Genomic DNA, 18531 nt, shown 5'->3' on the forward strand with positions numbered 1-18531 from the left:
ATGAGTGCTAATTTAGATATTTGTATAGAAAAACAAACACTTGGCAAATTGTTTTAAAATAAAAAAATAACCCTCTCGTTTTTACGGAAAGGGTTAAAAACCAGCAACAAAACTATAAGCCGGGTTCTGTTTGCCTAAAGGCAATTCTATCATTAATCTGGGCCGGGCATTGCTGCCAGGCTCTATCAACCTACCCATCCTGACCATGTTGCCGAAGCAACATATAAAAGCGAGCAGCTTTAAATTCAGGACCTATTTGGTTTTTCAACTCCTGAGGTTTACCGCAATCCCGGTCGCCCGGAAAAGCCGTGAGCTCTTACCTCACGTTTTCACCCTTACCCGTAAACGGGCGGTATATTCTCTGTGGCACTGGCTGTCGCCGGCTGGTACGGCGCCTTCCCGTTAGGAAGCAGGATGCTCTGTGTTGCCCGGACTTTCCTCTATCCCGGCAAAAGCCGAAACAGCGATAGAACGTTTTGTGCTGCAAAAGTACGCTTTTATATTGAGTGATTAAAGCCTCACCTAAATCCTCTCCCTTGGAGAGGACTTTAATATTCTTCTCCTAAATATTAAGCCACAAGTTCTTTACAACTTTCTGCTCTCAAATATTTAGTTCATTTATTTTATTTGCTAAAATAATTAGTATTTTTGATTTATATGAATGCGGACAGGATAACGGAGAAGTTGAATATTTTAGCGGATGCTGCAAAATATGATGTATCATGTGCATCAAGCGGCAGCAAGCGTAAAAATAAAGATAAAGGTTTAGGTAATGCCAGCAACGGGATATGCCATACTTATACCGAAGATGGTCGATGCGTATCATTACTTAAAATTTTATTAACCAACTTTTGCATTTATGACTGTGCCTACTGTGTTTCGCGAAAAAGTAACGACATAAAACGGGCGGCATTTACTGTGCAAGAGGTAGTGGACCTGACCATCAACTTTTACCGCCGTAATTATATAGAGGGCTTATTTTTAAGTTCGGGTATATTTAAAGATGCCGACTATACAATGGAACGCCTTGTGCTGGTGGCGAAAAAGCTGCGTACCGAGCATAACTTTAACGGTTATATCCATTTAAAATCTATTCCCGGTGCAAGTGATGAGCTAATGCGCGAAGCCGGTTTATATGCCGACCGCCTGAGCGTTAATTTAGAGATGCCTACAGAAGAAGGCTTAAAACTATTGGCACCTGATAAGAACCGGCAGGAAATGATAAAGCCGATGGGCTTTCTTAAAAATGAGATCATTTTACGAACTGAGGAGAAGAAGCTTTTTAAGAAAGCGCCGATGTTTGCCCCGGCCGGGCAAAGCACACAGGTAATTATAGGTGCCACACCAGAAACCGATCAGCAGATACTAACTACTTCAGATCAGTTCTATAAAAATTATAAACTCAAAAGGGTTTATTACTCGGGGTATGTACCTGTTTTGAGCGACAGCCGTTTGCCTGCATTAAATACAAGTGTACCTATGGTACGCGAGAACCGGCTTTACCAGGCCGATTGGTTAATGCGTAATTATTATTTTAATGTTGATGAAATTGTAAATCCCAATAATCCGCTTCTGGACTTGGATATCGACCCTAAATTGAGTTGGGCATTACGAAATATGCAGGTGTTTCCATTAGATATTAACCGGGCCGATCTGCAAATGATTTTAAGGGTGCCGGGTATTGGTTTGCAGTCGGCTCATAAAATAGTGGCTGCCCGCCAGTTTAACCATTTAAACTGGGAGCAACTAAAAAAGATTGGTGTGGCTGTTAATAGGGCGCGTTATTTTATTACCTGTAAAAGCCCTAAATACGAACGTCGGGATTTAACAGCAACAGCCATTAAACAATATATCTTGGCCGAATCGCAGAGTAAGTATTTAAAAAATATACCCAATCAGTTAAATCTGTTTTAAGTATGACCACACTGATATACGACGGATCTTTTGAAGGTTTGCTTACGGCAGTGTATGAAGTTTATGCACATAAACTTACGCATGTACGGATGCAAAAAGGGGAGTGGCATAATACTGCACTATTTGAAAACGTGATGAAGGTGGTTACTGACAATAACCGTGCATCGCGTGTATTGAAAGGCTTAAAAGAAAAGTTGACACCGATGGGCCTGCAACGTTTGTATGCTGCGCATCTGGCAGAGATGGACGGCGAGGATGATAATTTGATGGGTTACATCCGCTATGTTTTTGATGCAAACCAAAATATAGAAGAGGACTATGGTAATAAATATGTGATGCGCGTTTCTGAAATTGTACGGATGGTACGCCGTGAAAAGCACCGCATGGAAGCCTTTGTCCGTTTCCAGGAGTTGAAGGATAGAACTTTTTATTCGGCCATTGAGCCGGATTTTAATGTGCTGCCTTTGTTGATTAAACATTTTAAAAGCCGCTACGCCGATCAGCGCTGGATTATTTATGACATTAAACGCAGCTACGGTATTTACTATGACCTGCACGATACGCAATTTATCTCGCTTGATTTTGCCACTATTAATCCGGGAAATGCCATATCTGTTTACAATGAAAACGAAGGCATGTATCAATCATTATGGCAAAATTATTTTAACAGCGTAAACATTCCGGCACGTAAAAATACTAAGCTCCATTTAAGGCATATACCAAAACGTTACTGGAAACATCTGACAGAAAAAATTTAATTTAAATTATTCTTTCTGATAATCAAATAGATAAATATTATTTGATAGATATTTGATTTTTTTACTTGACACGTATTGGTATTTAATCCGATATTGTAATCATCAACAACGACGTACTTTGACAGCCTTGAGAATTTGAAAGTGAATCGGGTGAATCTTCGGAGGAACTAAAGATCACGGGAAGTCTCTAAGTTATACTGGAACAATCACTGCTCATTAAAGTGATTTTCAGAAAGTGTCCAATTCCTACGGTGATGTGTGGCGAAAGCAACAGATAGCCGGTTTGAAGAATTAACAAACTGAAATCATGTAGCACGAAATTACGCAAGTAGCATCTGCTAAAGTGAAGTAAATTACCAGAATAATTTAACAGAGGTATTGCAATTTAGACACCGTACTTTACGGAGAACTGTGTAAAAACAAAGCAATGATCTTGTAAGTAAGTACCGCGTGCCGGTAAAGAAAAGCAGATCGGTCAGGATACATTAATCGTTTTGATGCTTTAATGATAGCTACGGCTAAGCATTGGAGTTTGAAACGGAGATCACTTGAACAAAGTCGGTCTCCGTTTTGCTTTTACAAGCTTTTTATTCCTGTTTTATTTCCTCTCCAAATCCAAATTATCTATTTTAGCCATTATGGCTAAAGGGAACGCAAGCCGAACTACAGGCAGTAACAAAATTTTTGTTTTAGATACATCTGTGATCCTTTATGATCACAACGCTTTTGAAAACTTCCAGGAACATGATGTGGCTATTCCGGTTCAGGTACTTGAAGAGCTGGACAATATGAAAACCGGTAATGATACGCGCAATTTTGAAGCACGTAGCTTTATCAGACTAATGGACGAATTTTCAACTCAGCATACGCTTAACGACTGGCTGCCATTAAACGGTACCCATAAGGGTAACTTTAAGGTGGTGATGGATGTAAGTACCAGCCATATCAATGCAGAAGAGGTATTTGGCTCGTCAAAGACAGACCACCGCATTTTAAATGCTGCTTTAAGCCTGCAACAAGAATATTCGCAAAAGAAGGTAATATTAGTTTCGAAAGATATATGCCTTCGGCTGAAAGCTAAATCGCTTAATCTGCAAGCAGAAGATTATGAGACAGGTAAGGTCAAAAACCTAGACGAACTTTATACCGGTAAAAACACCGTAAATAAAGTAACCGAAAAAGCTTTAAATCAGTTTATAAAGCAGGGAGTAACCAGCCCGGATAGCTTTGGGATTACGCCGCCTAAAGGCAATCGTTTTTTCCTGATCAATAGTAAAAATAAAACCGCTGCCGGATTTTATCACACACAAACAGGCTCATTACAGCACATCACCGAACAGCCAGTTTTTAATATCTATCCTAAAAACCCCGAACAGGCATTTGCTATACATGCCTTGCTTGATCCGGATATCAAACTGGTCACCATACAAGGCAACGCAGGTACAGGTAAAACACTAATTGCTTTAGCGAGTGCATTGGAACAACGTAAAACCTACAGGCAAATCTATGTTACCCGGCCAATTGTACCGCTGAGCAACAAGGATATAGGCTTTTTGCCTGGCGATGTAAAAAGCAAGGTGGACCCCTACATGGCACCGATATGGGATAACCTGAAATACATCCGTGAGCAATTTGCAGAAGACCCTAAAATGCAGGCAAAGATTGACGAACTCGTTACAAGCGATAAGATTTCTATTGCACCATTGGCATTTATTCGCGGCAGGACACTTACCAAAATATTCTTTATTGTAGACGAAGCGCAGAATCTTACACCGCATGAAATAAAGACCATTATTTCAAGGGCAGGAGAGAATAGCAAATTTGTATTTACTGGCGATATATACCAGATTGATACACCCTATCTGGATGCAGAAAGTAATGGCTTATCATACCTGATTGATAAGGCAAAAGACCATCCGTTATACGCTCACATTACCTTGCAAAAAGGGGAGCGCAGCGAACTGGCCAATCTGGCTAATGAATTGTTATAATAGCATCTGTTACGCGGTTAATATCGGTGCTTATTTTATTAATGAAGCCTAATTGGTCCCGCAGTAGATCCTGATCTGCGTTGGTATCTTCAGCAACAACAGATGGGTTTTCTGTGTTAAATTCGACAGGCATGCCACCAAGTTTTTTAGTAACCTCGTTAAGTACGGCAACATTTTTCTTTAAGGCTTTAAGATTATCCGTACGTATGCCTGTCAGGCTTTTACCGGCAAGATTTGATGCAATGGTAGCAAGGTAAGAAGATAAGATATGGTTAAGTACCACATACTTGTGTACATCTTTGCTTTTACGTTGTTTACTTTGAGGTTCAGAAATCATCCGCTCAAATGCAGCTGAAAGATTGGCCGAGTTCACAAACACATCTTTACGGGCCAATTTATAATCTGTTACACTGATTGGGCGGCCTATCAGGTTTTCTCCAATGGTAATCAAATATTTGTTATTTGAATCAACCACGTCCCGTGCAGTAGTTATCAACTGGTCTGACTCCCATGTAGGGAACAACAGGTAACTTGCCAAAAATGCAATAACAGCACCTATCAAGGTATCAATAATGCGCTCTTCTGCTACATCTAAATGCCCAACACCTAAAAACTTGAACAGGATGAGTACATAAGGCGTCATGAAAATAACGCTGGTAATATAATTAACACGCAAAAAGCTATAAGCCCCAACCATAAATACCATCAGGAAAAGTACTTCTACAGTTCGGTTATGTACAAAGCTAAGTACCAATACACCAACGATCCCTCCAATAATTGTTCCGCCAACACGTTCAACATTTCTTTGTTTAGAAAGGCTGTATCCTGGTTTAAGTATGACAATCACAGTAAGCAATACCCAATAACTGTGGTGGCCAAAAACTATTTTTTTTCCTGTTACCTGGTTAATTACTTCGAGCAGGCCATTACTTTTTGTAATTATAAAGCCCGCCATACACACCAGCGAAACCCGCAAAGCATGTTTAAATGCGCTGGAAGTAAAAGTAATATTATTGAAAAATACCTCAGGAGAATAATCCTGATGGGATACAAACTTGGTATATTCAACACCTTCAGGGTTTTTAAGTAAGTCTTTGGACGATGACGAATTGAAGTACCTGCAAATGTCGCCAATCTTCTGGCCCAGGTCGCGCACATTGACCAGGATCTTTTTCAGTACCAGGTTACTTTGCGTCCACGCGTTACCGGGCGTGTTGTCTATTTCTATTTTTAATTCTTCAAGGTCAGGGCCAAAATCATAAACTTCGCGGTATCGGGTATTGGTTAGTACGGCATAACCTATGTTTTCAAGCTCGTTGGCCATTCTTTGTACAATATGCCCGATGTGTTCAAGTACGTCGGTTTTCCCGAAACGATCCCTGATTTCCTGGTAATCGTAATGCGTAGCCATAATCTGCTCAAACATGTCTACCAGGTCAACAAAGGTTAACACCAGGATACGGCTGGCATGGGTCGACTCTTTCACCAACTCCCGGCTTTTAAATAAAAGCTCCCGCACTACATCCTGGTGCTGGCTAACTTTAATTTGCTGCGAAACCAGTTTGCGGTAATTTTCGTCAATGTCAGTTTCAATAAGGTAAAAATCGGCTTTGATCCGCAAAAACTTAACCACATCTAATATATTCTCGCCAAGCGCCTGTTGCGTTGCCCTATACGGCCGGATGCGGAAAAATAAAAGGCTCATGACCATATACCATATTCCGCCGGCTGTAATTTGTAGTGTATAGGTAAGTATTTGGTTGGGTTGCAAAGCGCGGTCCATCACAAATATCATGATTAGCAAAGCGGCAGAGCCCACAGACGTTGCCCTGTTGCCATACACGGTAAACATGGAAAATATAAAGCTGAATAATACAACTTCTAATCCCAGCAAATAGATATTCATGCGGGCAAAGCCTGTAATTATTGCCACAACAAATATCAGGGCATTACATATCAGCATACTGTTACGTTTATAAACAGGCGGCCCGGGAGTATCAACAACGCAAACACATACAGCACCTAATGATAGTGTCAACCCCAGATCGAGCATGTTAAACTGAGCAAATATCAATGACGGAAGTAAAATACCCATCGATATCCTAAGCCCGTCTGAAAAATACTGGCTAAAGAAGAAGCTTTTTATTTCACGGGAATGTACGTCCATTGTTAATATTAAAGAGAGATTGGGCTGTAAAGTTATAACAAATTAGTTTTTTGATTTAATTAGGCATAATCTGTATAAAACATTGTCGATAATAACGGTAGATATTATCTTTACAAATGTTAAACAGGCAATAGCACTTGGTTGTTTAATATACACCTTAAATTATCTATGTCGTCTTCAACACATCTGAACCAGCGCGAATCGGTTTTCAATCAGGAAGTAATTACCCGTTTCGAACTTTACAACAGCTTATTTTTGACCTTGCCTTTTTACCAGGTGAAGGATACGGGCAACCTGTTGCCATTTTTCAGCGCCCATTGCGAAAAAGGCGCTGCAAATCAGGATTCGCCTGCTGAAATCATCAAGTCGTTTTTTGAAAAGTATGTACCAGGTATTGATGAAAAAGAGCAGTTAAATCGCTTGTTCCGCTTTATACAGTACATAGAGCGCCAGGTGGTGTTGTTTGATGCCATTGAAGATTCTTCATTTAATAAGATCACCCGTTTTGAAGATAGCGGTACTTTGCAAAATTTATTGCAGCAAATGTCGGGTGACGAACAAATGCGAGAAACCATAAAGGAAAAGCTGCAAAACTATTCACTGAGAATTGTGCTTACTGCACACCCTACCCAGTTTTACCCAAGCAGGGTACTAACCATAATGACCGACCTGATCGATGCGTTAAAAACAAACGATATTAATTCTATTGATGTTTTATTGCAGCAATTAGGTAAAACGCCATTTTTTAATAAGCAATCGCCAACACCGGTTGACGAAGCCGTGAGCCTGATCTGGTTCCTGGAAAACGTATTTTATCATGCGCTTGCCGGGATGCAGAACAAGCTGAACGAAGCTTTTGATGCCGATCAGTTTACACATCAGCTTTTAGAAATGGGTTTTTGGCCGGGAGGCGACAGGGACGGTAATCCGAATGTTAAGACTGACTCGACCAAAACAGTTGCATCAATATTGCGCCAGGTTATTTTCCGTTGCTATTACCGCGATTTCAGGAATGTAAAGCGCCGCATTACTTTCCGTGGGGTTGAAAACGCAATGGCTGAACTGGAAAGCATACTTTACGAGAATGCATTCAGCCCTAAAGAAGATGCCGTTGACCTGCAAAGTAAAATGCTTGATCTGTTGCAGCAAATAAAGGATGTACTTATTGCCGATCATTACAGTTTATTTACAGAGATTATTGATGATCTGGTACATAAAATTAAGCTGTTCGGCTGTTACTTCGCCACTTTAGATATACGCCAGGATAGCCGCGTTTTGCGTAAAGTGTATGCCTATATCACAAACCAGACAGGTGTGCAGTTACCTGAGAACTATAACGAGCTTGAAGAGCAGGAAAAACTCAAACATATTACGTTCCCCGAAGCCGACTTTCATTGCCCTGATGATTTAGAAGATGCGCTGATAAAAGACACCCTAAACACCATCCGACTGGTAAAGAAGATACAGCAACAAAATGGGGTAAAGGGTTGTGAACGATTCATCATCAGTAACTGCCAGCAAGCTTCAGATATTTTGCAATTGATTGATCTGTTCCTTTTAAGCGGATGGAAAAAAGAAGAATTGACCATTGACTTTATGCCATTGTTTGAAACCGTTAATGACCTTAAGGTAGCAGCACAGGTAATGGAAACACTTTACAGCCATCCTTTTTATAAGCAACACCTGGCTACGCGCGGTAATAAACAAAGCATCATGCTTGGTTTTTCTGATAGTACCAAAGATGGTGGTTACCTGATGGCCAACTGGTCAATATATAAAGCAAAAGTTGAACTTACTGCCATGGCGCGCAAGTATGATATCGACCTGGCGTTTTTTGATGGGAGGGGCGGCCCGCCGGCACGTGGAGGCGGTAAAACACACCGTTTTTATGCGTCAATGGGTAAAGAGATTGCCAATAACCATATCCAGCTTACCATACAGGGGCAAACCGTTAGTTCGCAATATGGCTCTGTAGATACCGCACGTTTTAACCTGGAACAGCTATTTAATGCTGGTATCGTTTCGGCATTGCACCAAAATCACAAAGATCTGCTGGATGAAAGGCACAAGGAACTGATCTCTATCATGGCTCAGGAGAGCTACGATCTGTTTATGGGTTTACGTACGCACCCTTTGTTTACAGAATACCTGGAGAAGCTTAGTCCACTGAAATTACTTTCTGGTGTAAATATCAGTAGCCGGCCAACTAAACGGAACAGCGATGCTCCGCTTAAACTGGAAGACCTTCGTGCCATTAGCTTTGTAACTTCATGGAGCCAGTTAAAACAAAATATTCCGGGTTTTTATGGTGTGGGTACAGCTTTAAATAAAATGAAGAACGAGGGGCATTGGGAAGAGGTGGTTGACCTTTACCAGCGTTCGGGCTTTTTTAAGACAATGATTGATAACTGCATGATGTCCATGTCTAAATCAGATTTCCGGGTAACGGCACATTTAAAAAATGATGAAAAATTTGGTGCGTTTTGGACTATGCTGTACAACGAATATGAACTTACCAAAAAAGTGCTGCTCGAACTTAGCAATACTCAAATTTTAATGGAAACGGCGCCGGTAGAAAGAAAGTCTATCGCAGCCCGCGAACGTATTGTATTGCCATTAGTGATGATACAGCATTTCGCGCTTGATTGCCTGAACAAAGGCTGCGATGAAGAGTTGACACAGGTTTATAATAAATTAGTAATCCGTACGGTTTATGGTATTGTAAATGCCGGAAGAAACCTGGCATAATCGGTTGAAATAACAGTACTTAAAGCCTTAACATTAATTGTTAGGGCTTTTTTGTGTCGTATTCAGGATATTTTCCCGGCTCCAGTCTGAAAGTAGCTGCATGATCTTTTGCAGGGATCTGCCTTTCTCGCTTAACGAATATTCAACCCGAGGCGGTATCTCCGGATATGCTTTACGGATGATGATACCATCTGCCTCAAGCTCTTTCAACTGGCGCGACAATACCTTCAGCGCTATGCCATCAATGGTTTTGTGCAGTTCGCCAAAACGCACAGGCTTTTCCAAAAGCAGCCAAATAATGATGGGCTTCCACTTGCCGCCAATCACATCAATAGTGGCCGTGATGGGGCATTCCTGAACGCCGTGATATTTTATTTCATTTTTTTCTGCAGCCATACGTTGAAATAACTAAATCCTTACTTTTTTGTTACTACTTGACAAAAAGGTAATTACTTGACAAAAGTATAGTATTGGCCTAATTTTGACGAAAATTGATCATTAAAAACTATGAAAATTGTAATTGTAGGTGCTACAGGCACTATAGGTAAACATGTTGTAAAAGCACTTGAAAAAGATAATGAGATTATAAAAGTTGGTTCAAAAAGTGGCGACTATCAGGTTGATATCACATCTGCCGAATCAATTAAACAATTATTTGAAAAGATCGGAAAGTTTGATGCATTAATTAGCACAACCGGCGACGGTCACTTTGGTCCTTTGAATGAAATGACTGAAACCGAGTTTAGGATTGGGTTAAACAGCAAATTAATGGGACAGGTTAACCTGGTTCTTATCGGTCAGCATTATATTAATCCAAAAGGATCATTCACTATTACATCGGGAAGTTTAAGCCATGACCCTATTAAGTTGGGTGCGGCAGTAAGTACTGTAAATGGCGCGCTTAATTCGTTTGTTATTGGTGCATCTGTCGAATTGGATAATGGTGTACGCATTAATGCAGTTAGTCCGGGTGTGGTGGAAGATTCACCGGCGTATTTTCCATACTTTCCGGGGAACGTTCCTGCAACTATGCATCAGGTAGCGCAAGCTTATGTAAAAAGTGTTTTAGGTGCACAAACGGGCCAGGTGTTTGAAGTAGCAGGCTGATAAGTACATAAATGTCACCCGGATGTAAACCATCTATTTTTTTGCGTGTTGTAGTTTGTAGCAACTAAAACATACTAAAATGAAAAATATTCTCTGGGTGGCATCTATTGCTTGTTTAATTATAACTGCATCTGCTTGCCGCGACAATAAAAAGGCTAAAAATTTTAATGAAAAAACAATGGTTGACCAGGATGCACTGCGTTTTATTACAGCTGCAAATGAAGCCGGGCTAACCGAAATTAAAGTTGCAACTGTGGCTGAACAAAATTCTAAAAACCAGAGAGTTATAGATTTTGCTAAAATGATGATTACAGATCATGCTAAAGCAGGTAAAGAGTTAAAAACGCTTGCTACCGGAAAGTACGTTACACTTGATGATAAGATAAGCAAAGAACATCAAGCCATGATTAATGAACTATCCAAAAAGACAGGAACAGAGTTTGATAAACAATATATGCTAATGATGCAGGCCGACCATGAAAAGACGGTTCAGGACTTTGAAACAGCTACTAACAATAAAAACCTTGCTGTGAAAGATTTTGCCAATCAAACTTTGCCAACACTAAAAATGCACCTCGACTCGGCAAAAGCAATTGCTTCAAGTTTAAAATAATCTCAGTTGTAAATTTTGCGGTGGTTTGGCCTTGCCGAACACCGTACGTCCGCCATAGCGCCATGAATTGTCACGTTCCTGTTGTATCACCTGGTCAAAATTTGCGTTAGGGGTGAAGTCTTGCTCTGCGCGTTGCGCAATGTCAGTCAATCTTTTAATGGCCTCTTTCTTCTCCGACTGGCCAATTTTGGCTTTGTATATCGCCGTATTCAACACACCTATAGTTTCGTCATAAGTTTTGGTAGGTACTGGAAACGGATGCCCGTCTTTACCACCATGCGCAAATGAATATCTTGCCGGATCTTTAAATCTTGACGGCGCGCCATAAATTACTTCGCTTACTAAAGCCAGCGATTGCAAAGTTCTTGGGCCAACACCTTCCAGCATTAGCAGATCTTCAAAATCCTTTGGCTGCTTTTCATGCGCCAGCCACAAAACAGCACCTAAGCGTTTCAGGTCAACATCTTCTGCACGTACATCATGGTGCCTTGGCATTACCAGCTTATGCGCTTCTGCTAACATATCATTTGGATGCTCTGCCGACATTTGCATTACTGCATGGCGCGAACTTTCAGCCTCGCCTGCAGCCATATTTAAAATATAGCCGCTGTTTTTGCCATAAATAAATGTATGAGGGTCATTTACAAAAGATTTTAAGCCTTCTGAATGCCAGTGATAACGCCGGGCTGTGCTGTTGGCATCGTTCATGCCTTGTTGTATTACCGTCCACTGGCCTGTTTTGCTTACTACAAAGTTGTGCAGATAAAGCTGGTAACCATCCTGAATGGCAGTGTTATCCACCTTGGCGGCCAGTTTACTGCAATGTGCTAACTCATTTCCGTTCAGGCCTGTGCGGTCGCCAATAATCAGTAGTTCATCAGGCGTTTGTCTGGAGTACTTACCCTTGCCACCTGCAATGTAAATCCCTAATTCTTTGGCATGCGGATTAAGTGCCCGCTTTAAAGCCCCCATAACCGATGTGGTAATACCCGACGAATGCCAGTCCATCCCCATAACAGCACCCAGGCTTTGAAACCAGAAAGGATCACTCAACCGGCGGATAAATTCATCGCTGCCAAAATCCATCACCATAATTTCGGCTACGGCGAGGCCAAGTTTAGCCATGCGTTCGGCAAGCCACATGGGCACAAAGCCATTATGTAAAGGTAAATCCGCTGATCCCGAACGTTTCATTTACTAACAAAGTTAGCAAATAACAATTATACTTTGTTGCTTACTTTTAATAATTCTTCGGCAAAAATTACAGCGGCTTTATTTCTGTAAGCACCTTTATGCCATATAATGTACGACTGCCTGGTCAGCTTTCGCCCGCTGATAGGAATGGCTGCCAGCTTTTCCCAGCCAATCAGCGCTTTTTCATTGATGATACTGATCTCGTCGCTGTTTTGTACCAATGATAGCAGCGAGTGCATATCATTCATTTCAATCTTAATAGCAGGTTTAATCTTGCGTTGCTCAAAAAGTTCGTCTACAAAATTGCGTGAGCTGAAACCTTTAGCCGGTAAAATAAGGTTACGGCTCAATATGTCCTTTAAGGAAATGGATCCCAATTTAGCCAGCGGGTTCTTCTTTGATACCACCATCACAATATCAGATTTGGAAAGCGGCTGCAAATCAAAGTCGGGATCGTTGTTCTGGTTATGGAAAGCCAGTATCAGATCAAGTTCCGATTGCTTGAGCTTGTTTTCTAATATCTCCGGTGCACCATATTCCAAATTGATTTTTACGGATGGGTACCGCTTGGTAAACACCGGCAACACGGGTAATATGAGTGATGTAAAAGCATAAGTAACACCAATGCGCAATTCCCCGGTAACCAGGTTATTGAGGTCGGCAATGGCCTGTTTGCCTTTCTCCACATTCAGTAAAATGCGCCTGGCATGGGTTAAAAACACTTTGCCTGCTTCGGTTAAGCGCACCTGTTTGCCCAAACGGTCAAACAAGGGAAGCCCAAGTTCCTGCTCCAGCAGTTTGATTTGCTGCGACAGGGTAGACTGTGTGATGTATACCGCTGCGGCTGCCTCTGTAAAGTGCAGTAACTCGGCCGCTTTAACAAAATAACTTAACTGCCGTATCTCCATATCAATCGTTTTTATCTATCAATATCATTAAAACAATCTATTTTACAAATGTAATCTTTATGCCGATCTTTGTAGCATCATCAAGCGGAAGGTTAGTCTTCCGCTACAACATATAGCTTATGAATATTTTCCGATCACTCAAATACCGCAACTTCAAGCTCTTTTTCTACGGACAATCAGTATCTCTTATTGGTACCTGGATGCAAAAAACAGCCGTTAGCTGGTTGGTTTACCGCCTTACCGGTTCGGCATTGTTACTGGGTATCGTGACTTTTGTAAGCCTGATACCATCGTTGATATTATCGCCTTATGCAGGCAGTTATATCGACAGACATAACCGTTTTAAGGTTCTGGTTGCTACACAGGTGATCTCCATGCTGCAGGCTGGTGCGCTTGCCGCCATGATCTTCTTTAAATTCTATAACATGTCGGGCATTATATTTCTGAGCCTTGTACAAGGTATCATTAATGCTTTTGACGTTACCTGCCGCCAATCTATCATGGTGGAAATGATAGAGAATAAGGAAGACCTACCCAATGCCATTGCCCTTAACTCAACCATGACTAACCTGGCACGTATTGCCGGACCAGCAGTTGCCGGTATTATACTGAGCACCCTTGGCGAAGACTTTTGTTTTGTAAGCAACTTTTTAAGCTATATACCTGTGCTTGCCTGCTTGTTTATGATGAAGCTGGATGTTAAGCAAAGCATCAAGCCACAAACTGATATTTGGGTAGAGCTTAAACAAGGTTTTAAATATGTGGCTGGCGAAAAAGAGATCAGCAGCCTGATTATTATGCTGACCATCAGTAGTTTGTTTGTAATCCCTTTTAATACGCTAATGCCGATTTTTGCTAAAGATATCTTCAACGGTACAGCCAAAACTTTTAGCTGGTTTGAAAGTGCAGCCGGATTGGGCTCTGTAATAAGTGCAATCTACATGGCCACACTTAAAAACAGCAAAGGGCTAATGCGGATCATGACATTTGCATGCGCCATTTTTGGTGTCAGTATTTTATTACTGGCTTACGCAAAAGCTTTACCTGTAGCCCTGATCTTTATGACCTTAAGCGGTGTGGGTATGATGGCGCAAACATCAACCATAAATACGTACATACAAACCCATGCAGCACCAAATATGCGTGCTCGCGCTATCAGTTATTATGTGATGGCTTACCAGGGTATGATACCTGTGGGTAGCTTGCTGATAGGTGCATTGGCCAGTAGCCTGGGTGCCAGGACAGCCGTTGCCATTGAAGGCTTTATCGGTATTGCAGCTACCATAGGCTTTTTGCTGTACCGTAACCATGTTACCGATGGCAACTTGCTGAACAGAAAACGCCTGAGCTTTGGTAAATAAAAGTACCCGGTTGCCAATAGGGGCTATGCTTTTGTAAACATAATGTACCTTTGCTTGTCAACCTTTTACTGACAATGCGATAATCTTATGATCAACTACTTTGAATTTTATAATATTCCCGAAGCTTTTGAAATAGACCAAGCTGCCCTTAAAAAGCAGTTTTATGACCTGAGCAAAAAATACCACCCTGACTTTTATGCCAACGAGGGCGACGAGAAGCAGCAGGAGATACTGGAACTATCAACCATTAATAATAACGCTTATAAAACTTTAAGCGACCCTAATAAACGGCTTGCTTATATTTTAAAGCAGCATAATTTATTGGAAGAAGGGGCGAAACCGCAACTGCCGGCCGACTTTTTAATGGAGATGATGGAACTTAACGAGCGCCTGATGGAGGTGGATGATGCCGAACAACTGGCATCAATTACGGCAGAAGTGCTTGCTGTTGAAAATGATTTGCAGGCGCAGTTTAATGAGTTAACAGCAGATTATCAGACACTTGATGACACGGCCAAAGAGGACAGACTGAACCATGTTGCAGATATTTACTATAGACAAAAATATTTGTTGCGGATTAGGGAGAGTTTAGATACATTTGCATCCCGGTTCTGACAACCGGAATGCCCAGATGGCGGAATCGGTAGACGCGCTGGTCTCAAACACCTGTGGCTGCAAGGCCGTGCCGGTTCGACCCCGGCTCTGGGTACAGGCAAAGCCTTTCTGAGAAATCAGGAAGGCTTTTTTGGTTTATTATCAACTCGATAAGCACGTATATTAAATTAAGTTTTGAAAACTGTAATTTAGTGGAAACTTAAACCGTCATGAAGTTACAGAAACACCTAGTTAGAAATATAAGTACTCTCATTACAGTAGTTCCAGCGTTGATCTACTATTTTACATACTTGTATGAAAAAGCTTACGCAGAAGTCAATAGAGTTCCAGAATCGATGATACAGCTGTCTATCAGTGATGTTTTGAATCTAATAGCACGTGCTATCATCGGAATAACATTATTTATAATGCCGTTGATATATGTGTATGATACAGTAATGAATTGGTCGACAAAAAAAATTCATTATTATGTTATTGCGAATCTTACTGTACTGTTCTGCTTTATCACGTTTTATTTTACCGCAACCTTCGCCTTTAATTACACAACTTTATATTCAATGATAATCGGTGCAAATCTTATTGTCTTTATTTTATCCTTATTAGCGACTAATAAAGTAGCAGATACTCTCGGTGAAGATGCGATATCATTACCAGAAAGCTTCGAATGCTATAAGAAATACATTAAAGAGGCCTTATCACATCCAATAGTATTATTTTTAATTATCTCATGGATAATTGGAGCCGGGAGATCGATGGTGGAAACAGCCGGACAGTATAATGCAGTTTTTCACAACGAGTGGTATGTTCTAAAAGATAAAAGCGAAAGTTACCTTGTTGCTAATTATGGTGATAAATACATATTTCGGGATTATAATAACAAGGCAAAAAAGTGGACTGATACTATAACGATAATCACCGGTGATCAAACAAAGAAATTTGAACTTTTAAGGTTACATGGTACGCAAAGTAAATTATCCATTTGGTCAAAATTCACTCAGGATTGGATGCATTGAAGCATCATGATTTTGTCGCTTAACTCAAACTTTAAATGATAAAACTGTACTTGAACTTTTCTGATATAATGCAAGTTGCTTGGCTTGGCACAAGTCTCGTGAGTCTCTTTATTGCGTATGTTGTTTTTAAGTTGCAGGCTGAAACGTTTGCAAGTCAACAAGAAATCACTCGATTAGAACAAAGGAAATTTATTTTTCAGATTAGACCTGTGTTTAAAGTAGTAAATCACAGCACCCTATTAGCTCATTTAAACAACGGATTTCAATCTCATTTTACTATTGAATTACAAGATAACCCTGCAAAAAATATTGTAATTGAAAACATTATAGATAACGAGGTTATAAAATATGAAAGGGCGGGTGTTGGGGATCAATTAACAATCATTGAACAAACCATCCAAAAAGGTTCTATTGGATATCCTGTAAAAATTAATGTTAGATTTCAAGATGAGATAGGTACTTCTTACATCCAGTCAATTGCGGGCGATTTTCAGGATCTCTTCATTGAAATACCCATTAACACAAAGGAATTTTAATATTCCCCCGGCCTCGTGTCAGGGGTTTCTTAACTTAAAACTAAAACCTATGAAAAAGAATTATGCCGTGATGTATGGGTGTTATAATTCAATTTTATTATTCCCTTTAAGATCATGGGCTTTCCTTCCTCAAATACAGCCAGTTAATCACAAAAACAACAATCAGGATTAACAGCCCGCCAAACTCGCGGGTTTCTTCAATGGCTTTTCAGCTTTCATGGTTTGTACAATGAACAATAGCTTAACAATGTCAACAAAATTATGTAGTTACGTAATAGAAGCACTAATCCGGAATGATCGCTAATTCACATCTTTTACAAACCTGACGCTATATCGGTACGAGTCACTGTTCGATACACCACTAACGCCCCCAATGAAATCTGTAAAAGGGTTTTGCCCTGTTATTACCTCACTATGCAAATAGAGCGTCCATGTCGCTTCCTTTGTTGTACCGCCACCAGTTACCATCTCATTGGTAGATGATACGAATTGAGCTTCTATACCACGGTATCTGAAGATATTGTTTCCGCCAGCATCTATGTAAACAATACCTGCCGGCAGCGCATTAAAACCTGATGCGTTATTGCCGTTTATATCCCAGCCCGACGAAGAAAGTATTTGTTTTAAGCTTTCTGATGTTAATGCTGTGTAGCCATTCATTGTTTGTGTAGGAAAACTGGAAACCAGCTTGTCAAAATCAGCTTTGCTTGGTAAGCGCCATCCGTCCTGTAATACAATGGCCTGGGCTTCCTGCCTGGTATAATATTTCCCATATGCCGCATCATTACTTCCATTATTATAATTGACGCCGCCCGCTCCGTTATAATTGACACTTGTCCAAAGCTGGTTGCCAATTTTTACGGTCGTGTAAAAGCCTCCATTAATCGTTACTCCTTGTTTTTGCGGCTCGGGGTCTTTATCTTTTTTCTTGCAGGATACCATAGCCAGCACAATGCATAAATACAGTAATGATATTTTATTAAAGCCTAATGTTAGGTAATTTTTAGGAGACATGATTGTAAGTATTGATGGATCACAAACATGAACACCGAATTATGCTATAAGTTTTAAGTGACTGTTGCCTGAGATTACCAAATAAGTTGCAAAACAGCAAACTGTATTTATGCGGTTTCCTTAATTCACTTCCTCCTCAAATACATCCAATTAATTACAAACACAACGATCAAAATCAATAGCCCACCGAACTCACGGGTTTCTTCAATCCAGGGTTTTTCGGCTTTCATGGTTTGTACAATGTTTTCGGCATGGTGGTCACTTGCCCAGTCGATAACACCTGTTTTGTCAAAAAGCAGGTATATGGCGTACAAGCTATAAACAGATAAACCCAAAATGTAAAGTCTGATATTCATCTGCCCCTTACTGGCCTGGTAACAAATCCAGGCACCTAACAGGTAAATTGGCATCCATACATAAGGGTCGGGGTCGTTGTATTGCAGCCCGGCAAAAATGATGAACAGTACAACGAATGTGATATTATAAACTTTAAATCCGGTTGATACAGGCATAGGGGCAATTGATCTGCCTAAAGATATAAAGTTCTGTAAATTGCAGCACAAACCGTATCATTATTTCTGAAACTGTATAT

The 18531-nt window shown here is 40.6% G+C and carries 16 protein-coding genes, 1 tRNA gene and 1 other RNA gene; 11 read left to right on the forward strand and 7 right to left on the reverse strand.

Going from position 1 to position 18531, the window contains the following annotated elements; genetic code table 11:
• Positions 1–98 precede the first annotated feature (98 nt).
• An RNA gene (rnpB, locus tag PQ461_RS10980) (RNase P RNA component class A) lies at positions 99–483 on the reverse strand.
• 174 nt (positions 484–657) lie between these two features.
• Between rnpB and PQ461_RS10985 the strand changes: the two genes are divergently transcribed.
• From PQ461_RS10985 to PQ461_RS10995, 3 genes are all read left to right on the forward strand, one after another.
• Complete coding sequence (locus PQ461_RS10985) at positions 658–1914, forward strand: putative DNA modification/repair radical SAM protein (protein WP_274205551.1); 1257 nt, start codon at positions 658–660, stop codon at positions 1912–1914.
• A gap of 2 nt (positions 1915–1916) precedes the next feature.
• Positions 1917–2672: a TIGR03915 family putative DNA repair protein gene (locus PQ461_RS10990; RefSeq protein ID WP_274205552.1), complete on the forward strand. Its 756-nt coding sequence runs from the start codon at positions 1917–1919 to the stop codon at positions 2670–2672.
• A gap of 638 nt (positions 2673–3310) precedes the next feature.
• On the forward strand, positions 3311–4663 hold the full coding sequence (locus PQ461_RS10995) for a PhoH family protein (protein WP_274205553.1): 1353 nt from the start codon (positions 3311–3313) through the stop codon (positions 4661–4663).
• On the opposite strand, the gene PQ461_RS11000 is transcribed toward PQ461_RS10995, so the two are convergent.
• On the reverse strand, positions 4647–6830 hold the full coding sequence (locus tag PQ461_RS11000) for an FUSC family membrane protein (protein ID WP_274205554.1): 2184 nt from the start codon (positions 6828–6830) through the stop codon (positions 4647–4649). The genes PQ461_RS10995 and PQ461_RS11000 overlap by 17 nt on opposite strands.
• A 168-nt stretch (positions 6831–6998) precedes the next feature.
• Here PQ461_RS11000 and PQ461_RS11005 point away from each other — a divergent pair, with 168 nt between their 5' ends.
• Entirely contained in the window at positions 6999–9578 is a 2580-nt protein-coding gene (locus PQ461_RS11005) for a phosphoenolpyruvate carboxylase (protein WP_274205555.1), read from the forward strand.
• A 33-nt stretch (positions 9579–9611) separates the two neighbouring features.
• On the opposite strand, the gene PQ461_RS11010 is transcribed toward PQ461_RS11005, so the two are convergent.
• Positions 9612–9974: a winged helix-turn-helix transcriptional regulator gene (locus tag PQ461_RS11010; RefSeq protein WP_274205556.1), complete on the reverse strand. Its 363-nt coding sequence runs from the start codon at positions 9972–9974 to the stop codon at positions 9612–9614.
• A gap of 111 nt (positions 9975–10085) precedes the next feature.
• On the opposite strand from PQ461_RS11010, the gene PQ461_RS11015 reads away from it, so the two are divergent.
• Both PQ461_RS11015 and PQ461_RS11020 read left to right on the forward strand, forming a co-directional pair.
• Positions 10086–10685 carry a short chain dehydrogenase gene (locus tag PQ461_RS11015; protein WP_274205557.1) on the forward strand — a complete coding sequence of 200 codons (600 nt, stop codon included), beginning with the start codon at positions 10086–10088 and terminating at the stop codon, positions 10683–10685.
• Between the two features lie 79 nt (positions 10686–10764).
• Positions 10765–11298, forward strand: coding sequence for a DUF4142 domain-containing protein (locus tag PQ461_RS11020; protein WP_274205558.1), 534 nt, complete (start codon positions 10765–10767; stop codon positions 11296–11298).
• On the opposite strand, the gene PQ461_RS11025 is transcribed toward PQ461_RS11020, so the two are convergent.
• Positions 11290–12492: a DUF763 domain-containing protein gene (locus tag PQ461_RS11025; RefSeq protein WP_274205559.1), complete on the reverse strand. Its 1203-nt coding sequence runs from the start codon at positions 12490–12492 to the stop codon at positions 11290–11292. The genes PQ461_RS11020 and PQ461_RS11025 overlap by 9 nt on opposite strands.
• A 26-nt stretch (positions 12493–12518) precedes the next feature.
• A complete protein-coding gene (locus tag PQ461_RS11030; protein WP_274205560.1) occupies positions 12519–13400 on the reverse strand; it encodes a LysR substrate-binding domain-containing protein in 882 nt (293 codons plus the stop codon).
• A gap of 119 nt (positions 13401–13519) precedes the next feature.
• Between PQ461_RS11030 and PQ461_RS11035 the strand changes: the two genes are divergently transcribed.
• From PQ461_RS11035 to PQ461_RS11055, 5 genes are all read left to right on the forward strand, one after another.
• Entirely contained in the window at positions 13520–14761 is a 1242-nt protein-coding gene (locus tag PQ461_RS11035) for an MFS transporter (protein WP_274205561.1), read from the forward strand.
• An 87-nt stretch (positions 14762–14848) separates the two neighbouring features.
• Positions 14849–15376, forward strand: coding sequence for a Fe-S protein assembly co-chaperone HscB (gene hscB, locus PQ461_RS11040; RefSeq protein WP_274205562.1), 528 nt, complete (start codon positions 14849–14851; stop codon positions 15374–15376).
• 10 nt (positions 15377–15386) lie between these two features.
• Positions 15387–15470 (forward strand) — tRNA-Leu (locus PQ461_RS11045).
• A 115-nt stretch (positions 15471–15585) separates the two neighbouring features.
• Positions 15586–16389 carry a hypothetical protein gene (locus tag PQ461_RS11050; protein WP_274205563.1) on the forward strand — a complete coding sequence of 268 codons (804 nt, stop codon included), beginning with the start codon at positions 15586–15588 and terminating at the stop codon, positions 16387–16389.
• 35 nt (positions 16390–16424) lie between these two features.
• Complete coding sequence (locus PQ461_RS11055) at positions 16425–16925, forward strand: hypothetical protein (protein ID WP_274205564.1); 501 nt, start codon at positions 16425–16427, stop codon at positions 16923–16925.
• 300 nt (positions 16926–17225) lie between these two features.
• Here the strand turns inward: PQ461_RS11055 and PQ461_RS11060 are convergent, their stop codons facing one another.
• Positions 17226–17939, reverse strand: coding sequence for an FISUMP domain-containing protein (locus tag PQ461_RS11060; RefSeq protein WP_274205565.1), 714 nt, complete (start codon positions 17937–17939; stop codon positions 17226–17228).
• 125 nt (positions 17940–18064) lie between these two features.
• Entirely contained in the window at positions 18065–18451 is a 387-nt protein-coding gene (locus PQ461_RS11065) for a transmembrane 220 family protein (protein ID WP_274205566.1), read from the reverse strand.
• Positions 18452–18531 lie beyond the last annotated feature (80 nt).

It is taken from the genome of Mucilaginibacter sp. KACC 22063, from assembly GCF_028736115.1.
In the GTDB taxonomy this organism is placed as follows: Bacteria; Bacteroidota; Bacteroidia; order Sphingobacteriales; family Sphingobacteriaceae; genus Mucilaginibacter.

Coding starts and splice junctions, on each gene's coding strand:
- PQ461_RS10985 (WP_274205551.1), top strand. CDS start 658: ATGAATGCGGACAGGATAACGGAGAAGTTGAATATTTTAGCGGATGCT.
- PQ461_RS10990 (WP_274205552.1), top strand. CDS start 1,917: ATGACCACACTGATATACGACGGATCTTTTGAAGGTTTGCTTACGGCA.
- PQ461_RS11025 (WP_274205559.1), bottom strand. CDS start 12,492: ATGAAACGTTCGGGATCAGCGGATTTACCTTTACATAATGGCTTTGTG.
- PQ461_RS11010 (WP_274205556.1), bottom strand. CDS start 9,974: ATGGCTGCAGAAAAAAATGAAATAAAATATCACGGCGTTCAGGAATGC.
- PQ461_RS11030 (WP_274205560.1), bottom strand. CDS start 13,400: ATGGAGATACGGCAGTTAAGTTATTTTGTTAAAGCGGCCGAGTTACTG.
- PQ461_RS11035 (WP_274205561.1), top strand. CDS start 13,520: ATGAATATTTTCCGATCACTCAAATACCGCAACTTCAAGCTCTTTTTC.
- PQ461_RS11065 (WP_274205566.1), bottom strand. CDS start 18,451: ATGCCTGTATCAACCGGATTTAAAGTTTATAATATCACATTCGTTGTA.
- PQ461_RS11055 (WP_274205564.1), top strand. CDS start 16,425: ATGATAAAACTGTACTTGAACTTTTCTGATATAATGCAAGTTGCTTGG.
- PQ461_RS11015 (WP_274205557.1), top strand. CDS start 10,086: ATGAAAATTGTAATTGTAGGTGCTACAGGCACTATAGGTAAACATGTT.
- PQ461_RS11060 (WP_274205565.1), bottom strand. CDS start 17,939: ATGTCTCCTAAAAATTACCTAACATTAGGCTTTAATAAAATATCATTA.
- PQ461_RS11005 (WP_274205555.1), top strand. CDS start 6,999: ATGTCGTCTTCAACACATCTGAACCAGCGCGAATCGGTTTTCAATCAG.
- hscB (WP_274205562.1), top strand. CDS start 14,849: ATGATCAACTACTTTGAATTTTATAATATTCCCGAAGCTTTTGAAATA.
- PQ461_RS11020 (WP_274205558.1), top strand. CDS start 10,765: ATGAAAAATATTCTCTGGGTGGCATCTATTGCTTGTTTAATTATAACT.
- PQ461_RS11050 (WP_274205563.1), top strand. CDS start 15,586: ATGAAGTTACAGAAACACCTAGTTAGAAATATAAGTACTCTCATTACA.
- PQ461_RS11000 (WP_274205554.1), bottom strand. CDS start 6,830: ATGGACGTACATTCCCGTGAAATAAAAAGCTTCTTCTTTAGCCAGTAT.
- PQ461_RS10995 (WP_274205553.1), top strand. CDS start 3,311: ATGGCTAAAGGGAACGCAAGCCGAACTACAGGCAGTAACAAAATTTTT.